This is a genomic window from Massilia sp. TWP1-3-3 (genome assembly GCF_049897805.1).
GTDB lineage: Bacteria > Pseudomonadota > Gammaproteobacteria > Burkholderiales > Burkholderiaceae_D > Telluria_A.
This window is the reverse complement of sequence record NZ_JAFCWX010000012.1, coordinates 188,835-195,866: the sequence shown is the minus strand read 5'-3', so window position 1 is coordinate 195,866 and position 7,032 is coordinate 188,835. Positions and strand designations below refer to the sequence as shown.

Sequence of the window (7,032 nt, the reverse complement as noted above, 5' to 3'; positions counted from 1 at the left end):
GGGATAGTAAAAATCCATGCTGGACGCCGCGATTTTAAGGTGATGTCAAGTGTTATTGTGAAAAAATTGATAATAATTTACTGAAATGCACGCCAACTGCTAACTTGGGTGGATTGGGTGGTAAGGTCCTGGAGCACAGACCCGGGAAATGGATTTATTAGTACTCGTCTGGGAGAAGCAGTGTTGTCAAAGATCTGTCCCACTCGGTAATGATCCAGACGCGATCGCCGCCGACCGGATAGCTGCTGAGAATGCGACCATCGCCATGCTCAATCGCGGCCCGGTTGATTTCTGCGTCTTCCGGTGGAACGACGCCAAAATCCGCGCGGATATGTCTTTCGATGAGTTGGCTTGGCGGAATGCGATGCCGCTCCAGCAAGCGCAATGCACTGGGTGTGGCGACGATCTGGCCGGTGAAAAATTGAATCGGCAACAAAACGGCAGTATTCGAGGATGAAGATTTCATGCTGAGTCCTTGTAATTGGCGGTACTCATACGTCCACGTCGGCGACGTGACCGAAAAACACTAACGATGGATGGAGTACTGAGTGGTCGGATTGATAATGGCGGGATGTCGTGACGTGGCAATGCATAGCCGATGGAAAGCGGAAAATTTGGCTGAGCATTTGTTACCGTATCCGTCCTTCCTGCCTGTGACTGAAGGCCGGGACAGCGACAACATGCATTGAAAAATATGGGAGGGTGATGGGAATATTGCGCGGAATAAATTAATTAATGCGGATGGTGCTGCAGATTTTTGTTTTGTTGAGATGAATCTTTGAGACGAATGCAGGGTCGGTAAGGGTTATATATTCCTTAATCCTTAATCAATAAAAGTAGCCGTACGAGATCATAGAATGCTGGATCAGGTCGATGAAGATGCAATTGCGATCTGGCGAACGTAGGATGTCTGCCACTTTCAGCCACACCTTTAAATACTGTTGATCAGACCCGCTCTCGTAAGCTTTTTCCGACAGGAAGTCGTCAGAGTCGATCGACAGCATATCTTGGTTAACAGGCACGGCGATCTCAATATAATAGTGCATGGAAAGAGCGCAAATTAGCTCCTCCACGTTCGAGATGCAGATGACAACGCCCTCGGAAACCAATTTGTCGATGGCGCCAAATGCGGTCGCTACTGCGTCGTCGTCCCCTGCGTCAGTGGCATCGTTCAAGGCGCTCAAATCGACCATATATTCGTTCAGTTTATTTTGATGAAATACTGGGGATGTGCTGCCCGCATTAATCGGCTCACCGCTCCAGAAAGAAACGACGTCACGATAAAGGTGGTGGACGTGCGGTCCATGCTCGTAGATCACGCCACGCAGATTTGTCGGCGCACTAAAATGACGACGATACACGTCGGGGAAATCGGGCGTTATTCTGCAGCCGACGACGGCGTTGGACGGCAAAATATCGAGCATCAATTTATTCGCGTTCTTGAGATGGTAGCCCGCGCTCATTGGTAGGCCGCTGGACGAATCGTCTTCCAACTGCATTCGCTCGGCGTAGTCGAGGTCCTTCAAGGCGTTCGCTACGGAAAGAATATCTTCGGTAACGTACAGAGTGGCTTGCATGTTTTTTTCTTTCATGGATTAGGTCTGATTTAGACACGATTATTCGGTTATTGAAAAACCTCGCTTCAACAATTTTACGCGGTGAACTCGCTCCGTCTCCTCGCGACCGCCGTGGCATAACGTAAGGTCTCTTGGCCCCTTGACGGCAGAAGCATTCTTTGAGTCGATGGCGCACCGAATGACGTCCTCGCCGACAGCACCATCGACAATGAATCGACTATTGCTGTAGCCGATCCTGTCGATTTCATACTGCGGTGTCTTGCAAATAAATTGGAAAGCATCCGCAGCGGAACACATAAGAATCAGCTGGATTGACTTACCAGCCCTGGATGACGTGCCTTGAAAATAGCGCGGGTAACTGTTAACGGGAGATACTGCTTTGAACGTGAACGAAAAGTTCGTTTCAAGATTTTTTATCACGTCAGGATTCGTCACGACGACATCGATGTCGTCGTAATCCATATGCACGACCGGGTTGACGAGATGCTTGACGAAACCGCCAAACAGATAGATGGCTGGATCATTCATTAAGTAATTGGCCAACCCTTCGTTGTCTTGCACAATGTCGTGCCCTACGCAATCGATCGTTGCCAGATATCGGCTGCCAAGACAAAGTGCCTTGGGGACGTAGACGATGCCGCTGTGATCGAATGACAGCTTCGCGAAATCCAACGGGTAGATGCTGTTGAGGTTTTCGCGCAACACTAGCCGCCGCCCCAAGTCGCCGTGCAATGTCGCATACTGTGGCTTGAGCATGATGATGTCGGCGGTAGGAATGGGCGGCAATACCAACGAGTACTCAACATCCATCCCCGTCCATTCCTGTTGAAATGCCCTCGCCTCTTCCAAGGTTTCGGCATCCAAAGACAATGAAAAATGATCAGCGATGCCCCGGAGCTTGCTTACGTGTTGCACTTCTCGCGTGATGATTCGAACCTTGAATCCTTCGGCCTTGATGGTCCTAATCATTGCAAGTAGTTGATCCACGTACTCATCGAATTTATATAGCGGATCAGCGCCGCCGCTAATGGTTATGAACGGCTTCTTGCATTGCCGAATAAATTCCGAGACGGCCTCGGCGCTTTGCCCGCCGTGTGGCAGCAATGGGGAATCGCGCCAATTGCAATACGAGCAGACTTTGGCGCAGCCGAAGCCCCTTGTTTTCCAATTTACAACGATACTAAAGTTTGGCTGCGCGATTTTCATCGAATATTCCTATGTGGTGGATACGTCTGCCTTGGGAGGTTTTGCGGTTGCGGGTTTGGGAGTGCTTGGTTGTTCACTGTTGGCCGTATCCAAGACACTTTCAACGGAAGACTTCCCGGTAGGGGCAATGTCGACTTCAATCGATTCGCCGGGTTCAGCCAGCATCGATTTCTGCCATGCGGCGAAGTCGCCAACAACTACATGCTGCGTTTCCGTTCCCAGTGCTGGCCCGATCAGAGCTTCGGCCTTGAGCAGGGCGACAAGAAATCCCGCATTACATGTGCTTTTACCAACAAAAACAGACCGCAGCAGTTTCGTGGCGAAAGAGGTACTCTTGCCGAGGTGACCAACGCATTGGCTAATTTTCTCGACGCCGACCAGCTCGCGCGAGAAGTACCCGCCGTCGTTAAATGTGATACGCACGTACACATTGCTGCGCTCGACATCGCTCAGGACTTGATAGCCGATGCCGCCATCGGCCTGCTTCGCGATCTTCGTTGCGGTGCCGGACTTGAGCAGAAAAAACGTCTGCGAGGCGTCTGGGTTGGCGTGCCCGCCCTGCACTGGGGTAGGTTGGGCTGGTGGTGATTTTTTTTGGGAGCTGGGCTTACTCATGGTTTGTTCTCTCCTTCGTAATAGAGGTCTGGTTGCCGTCGGCGAAGCGAATCGCCGCCTTTGTGAACATCGATGAGCTAGGCAAGATGTGCTGCGCTCGCCGTCGGGCGCGAATGTGAAGATGTGCCTATCGGCGAAGTTTTAATTCGAACAACACATCGAGGCTGTTCGGCCAAATCGACTTTTTGAGGTCGCAGTTCAGAGTGACCACATCCTGCATGCGACTGCCAGCCGCTTGCTGCCGGTTCATGCCGCTGGTCTGTTGGGACTGCGATGGTGGCCGATACGTCTTTTTCATCGTTCTGATTCCTGTAGTGACTGCTGAGAAATGAAAGAAGCCCAGCGCCTTGTGAAGGGCATCTGGGCTTCGGTAGGTGGCGCGATCTGCGCTACTCATTTGCATAATATATAAACAATATTCATATCGATTTCGATCCGCTCGACAACCGAGCTTAGCGCGTTGTCTATGCTGTTAATTTTTTACCGACATCCGCCCCTCCAGGGTAAAATTGGCTAAACTTGGCCAGCAGAATTCACCTGCGGCCAGCTCTATGGGTGAAGCGATGAATGAAATAGATGGTGAAATACTAACGCTCGATGAGGTCGCGGCATACCTAAAGGCGGGCAAGCGGACCGTCTATCGTCTCGCCCAGAAGGGGGAAATTCCCGCGTTCAAGCTTGGGGGCACCTGGCGATTCCGGCGTTCAGAGCTGGACAACTGGATCGCTGACAGTATTCAAAAGACCAAGCCTGAGGCGGATTGATGACGCGACAACTACTGACGCCCTATCAGAGCCAATACTACGCGTGGCTACTCACGCGTCGTGCGGCGTGCGACACCGTCGAATCGCTGGCCTCAACACTTGTAGACTCGCAGGTCGATCTCAATCCACATCAAATTGAAGCAGCGCTATTTGCTTGTCAAAACCCACTTTCTCGTGGCGTCATCCTCGCTGACGAAGTAGGCCTCGGCAAGACCATCGAAGCGGGTCTGGTCATCTCCCAGCGCTGGGCCGAACGCCGCCGTCGCATCTTAATCATCGTCCCGGCAAACTTGCGCAAGCAGTGGCATCAGGAACTTCAGGACAAGTTTGGTTTGCAGTCGTTGATCCTAGAAGCGAAGAGTTACAGCACGATCCGCAAGCAGGAGCGCCGGAACCCCTTCGTCAATTCGTTGGGACCTGTAATCTGCTCATACCAATTCGCAAAGACGAAGGCTGAAGACCTCAAAGGTATTGCATGGGACCTCGTGGTCATGGACGAGGCACACCGAATGCGCAACGTCTACAAGACCAGTAACGTCATTGCCAAGACGTTGAAAGATGCCCTGTCACACGTTCACTCTAAGGTCTTGCTGACGGCCACCCCGCTCCAGAATTCCCTTTTGGAACTATACGGATTGGTAAGCATGATCGACGACCGTGTGTTCGGCGATCTCGACAGCTTTCGTGCTCAATTCAGCCTGCCCAACAAAGAGCAAGCGTTTGCCGGATTGCGCGCCCGTATCGCACCTATTTGCAAGCGCACGTTGCGACGCCAAGTGCAGCAGTACGTGCCCTATACAGCACGACGTGCCATCGTTGAAGAGTTCACGCCATCAAGCGAAGAGCAAGAACTATCGCGACTAGTGGCGGACTATCTGCGTCGTCCTAACCTGAAAGCACTGCCGGATAGTCAGCGGCAACTGATTTCGCTAGTACTGTGGAAGCTGCTCGCTTCCTCGACCCATGCCATTGCTGGCGCGCTTGAAACAATGGCTAAGCGCCTGCAAGGCCTGCTCGATGAAGCGCCGGATGTTCCTGAGCTTGCTGACCAGCTAGATGAAGATTACGAAGCGCTCGACGAAACGGCGGACGAATGGAACGACGGCGGTGCCGAAAAAGACAAGCATCATGAGAATGATCGCAATGCTATCGCGCAAGAAATTTCCGAGCTTCGCCACTTCAAGAATTTGGCGACCAACATTCGCGATAACTCCAAGGGAAAGGCCCTTCTGACGGCACTTGAGAAAGCGTTTTCCGAATTGGAACGCCTCGGTGCGCCAAAAAAAGCGATCATTTTCACCGAGTCGCGAAAAACACAAGACTACTTGCTGACACTTTTGGCGGGTACGCCCTACGGCGAAGGCATCGTACTGTTTAACGGCACCAACACCGATGCGCGTGCGCAAACAGTCTACAAGGACTGGATCAAGCAGCATGCTGGTACAGATAAAATAAGCGGCTCGAAGACGGCTGATACCCGCGCCGCTTTGGTCGAGCATTTTAGAGAACGCGGTACGGTCATGATCGCCACCGAAGCCGGTGCTGAAGGTATCAATTTACAATTCTGCTCACTCGTCATCAACTACGATCTGCCTTGGAATCCGCAGCGTATCGAACAACGCATCGGTCGATGCCACCGATATGGGCAAAAATTCGATGTTGTTGTGGTCAATTTTGTGGACCGTACGAATGAAGCGGACGCGCGCGTGTATGAACTATTAGCGCAAAAATTCCAGCTGTTTGAGGGCGTATTCGGAGCGAGCGACGAAGTGCTCGGCGCGATTGGATCTGGCGTGGATTTCGAACGACGCATCGCTGACATCTACCAAAATTGCCGTGATCCAGAAGCGATCAAGGCGAGCTTCGAACAGTTGCAACTGGACTTGTCGGGTGAAATATCAGAAGCAATGGTAAAGACTCGGCAATTGCTCTTGGAGAATTTCGACGAAGAGGTACAAGAGAAGCTCAAGGTTAGCGCTGAAGATAGCAGGGCCGCATTGAATCGCTATGAGCGCATGCTTATGGACATAAGTCGGACAGCACTGGATGCGTTCGCGACGTTCGATCGCGATGGGTTCGACTTGGAGCGCCTTCCAAGCCCGACCTTGACTGACGTTGAACTGGGACGGTACGAATTGCCGCGCCGAGCCGGAGAAGCCCACCTCTATCGGCTCAGCCATCCCCTTGCTGCATGGATCACGGCACAGGCCAAAAACCAGCCGCTGCCTGGATCCCATCTTGTCTTCGACTACGACGGCTATGGAACCCAAATCAGCACGCTCAAGAGTTATCGAGGTCAAACCGGTTGGCTCAACGTAAGCGTTCTGTCCGTTGATGCACTAGGTCAACAAGAACAGCACTTGATCGTAAGCGCCGTGACAGCGGAAGGCATCCCGCTGGGCGAAGATGACCCAGAAAAAATGATGCGCCTGCCCGCAAGCATGAAAGCCACAGGGTTACTGACCGCCAACGATGGCGTTTTGGAAGCAGATGTCGAAACGCGCAAACATGAGTTACTCCGTGATATTAAGCAACGTAATCTTGGCTTTTTTAGCCAGGAAGTTGAAAAACTGGATGCATGGGCCGATGACTTAAAGCTCGGGCTAGAACAGGAAATAAAGATCATTGATTCCGAAATCAAAGATGTGCGAAAAATTGCCGCAACATCGCCGACGCTGGAAGAAAAACTTGTGCATCAGAAGGCACAGCGCGAACTCGAAGGAAAACGGAACAAACTGCGTCGAGAATTATTCAACAGGCAAGATGAAATCGAGTCGCAGCGTAACGACCTAATTTCGCAACTTGAATTGCAACTGGAACAGCAAGTTCACGAACAAATATTGTTCACAATTGAATGGACACTTAACTGA

At 51.6% G+C, this 7,032-nt stretch carries 6 protein-coding genes; 2 read left to right on the top strand and 4 right to left on the bottom strand.

What is annotated here, in order from left to right; translation table 11 throughout:
- Positions 1-157: 157 nt before the first annotated feature.
- The 4 genes from ACP7D4_RS14725 to ACP7D4_RS14710 all read right to left on the bottom strand — a co-directional run bounded on the left by ACP7D4_RS14725 (position 158) and on the right by ACP7D4_RS14710 (position 3,398).
- Positions 158-466 (bottom strand): hypothetical protein, encoded by a 309-nt coding sequence (locus ACP7D4_RS14725; protein ID WP_426209794.1) that lies wholly within the window; start codon positions 464-466, stop codon positions 158-160.
- 361 nt (positions 467-827) lie between these two features.
- Positions 828-1,592, bottom strand: a complete 765-nt coding sequence (locus ACP7D4_RS14720; protein ID WP_426209792.1) for a hypothetical protein — start codon at positions 1,590-1,592, stop codon at positions 828-830.
- A gap of 24 nt (positions 1,593-1,616) precedes the next feature.
- Complete coding sequence (locus ACP7D4_RS14715; RefSeq protein WP_426209790.1) at positions 1,617-2,783, bottom strand: hypothetical protein; 1,167 nt, start codon at positions 2,781-2,783, stop codon at positions 1,617-1,619.
- A gap of 9 nt (positions 2,784-2,792) precedes the next feature.
- A complete protein-coding gene (locus tag ACP7D4_RS14710) occupies positions 2,793-3,398 on the bottom strand; it encodes a hypothetical protein (protein WP_426209788.1) in 606 nt (201 codons plus the stop codon).
- A gap of 551 nt (positions 3,399-3,949) precedes the next feature.
- Between ACP7D4_RS14710 and mads1 the strand changes: the two genes are divergently transcribed.
- Both mads1 and ACP7D4_RS14700 read left to right on the top strand, forming a co-directional pair.
- Positions 3,950-4,162 carry a methylation-associated defense system helix-turn-helix domain-containing protein MAD1 gene (gene mads1 / locus ACP7D4_RS14705; RefSeq protein ID WP_426209786.1) on the top strand — a complete coding sequence of 71 codons (213 nt, stop codon included), beginning with the start codon at positions 3,950-3,952 and terminating at the stop codon, positions 4,160-4,162.
- Entirely contained in the window at positions 4,162-7,032 is a 2,871-nt protein-coding gene (locus ACP7D4_RS14700) for an SNF2-related protein (RefSeq protein WP_426209784.1), read from the top strand. The genes mads1 and ACP7D4_RS14700 overlap by 1 nt, the downstream gene beginning before the upstream one ends.